The following is a 1,033-nucleotide window of genomic DNA, read 5'->3' as shown; positions in this document are numbered from 1 at the left end:
CAAACGCGGCGTAATGCACAAAATCTTTTCTCTAGAGATTCGGTTTAAGGGGCGATCGGATCTGAGTTTCCTGATTGGGAAGAAAAAGACTTGATGAACTGGGTGAATTCAAAAATGGTTTTAACGCAGATAAATCATCATTTGGAGATGGAGTGGAATTTGTAAACTTAATGGATATATTTGGGAAAAGCGAAATCAAAAAAATACCTCTTGAACGAGTGCAGATAAGCTCAAAGCAAGTAGAACAATACAAAATCAAAAAAGGAGATGTTTTATTTGTTCGCTCATCAGTAAAAAGAGAGGGAGTCGGTCAGCCGTGTCTTGTAAATGATGACTTTGAGGATACTGTTTATAGCGGTTTTATTATTAGATTTAGAGAGAAATCCTCAGAGTTATGTCATTTATATAAAAAATATTGTTTTTCATCATTAGAATTTAGAAAAGAATTGCTTTCTTTGGCTACCTCTAGCGCAAATACAAATATCAACCAAGAATCATTGTCAGCAATCATACTATTTTACCCTTGCAAAAAGAACAAGAAAAAATTACTGGTTTTTTAACAGCAATGGATCGCAAAATCGAAACCCTCTCTCGCCAAATCGACCAAACCGAACAATTCAAGAAAGGTTTACTACAAAAAATGTTTGTGTAATGAGGTGTTATGGAGAGTTTAGAAGCGTTAGTGAAAAGACATATCAAAGAATTCCCCGACTTTCAATACTATGGTGCATTTGCCGAATTTATTAGCGCAATTGAAAACTATCACCAAGATTTACATACAGGTGTAAGCTTAGATTGCTGTAATTCACTTCTACAGAGCATTTGTAAACTATCATTACGCAAATTGACCCAAGTATAGAAGGGAAAGTTTAATAAAGGTGCGAAAAGCGAAACTAATAATCTTATCTGTGAGGCAGCCAAGTTACTTCAAAAAATGATGATGTATACGAGAGGGATTTTATTAGTAAACTCTCACAGATAGGAAACATATTAATGAATTAAGAAATGCGAGAGGTGATTTATCTCACGGAAA

General features: G+C 34.5%; 1 protein-coding gene. It reads left to right on the top strand.

The window, feature by feature from the left end:
- Positions 1–74: 74 nt before the first annotated feature.
- A complete protein-coding gene (locus OSCIL6407_RS35085) occupies positions 75–560 on the top strand; it encodes a restriction endonuclease subunit S domain-containing protein (protein ID WP_148288973.1) in 486 nt (161 codons plus the stop codon).
- Positions 561–1,033: the final 473 nt, after the last annotated feature.

The organism is Kamptonema formosum PCC 6407, from assembly GCF_000332155.1.
GTDB classification, from domain to species: Bacteria; Cyanobacteriota; Cyanobacteriia; order Cyanobacteriales; family Microcoleaceae; genus Kamptonema; species Kamptonema formosum.
This window is presented reverse-complemented; position numbering and strand designations above follow the sequence as displayed.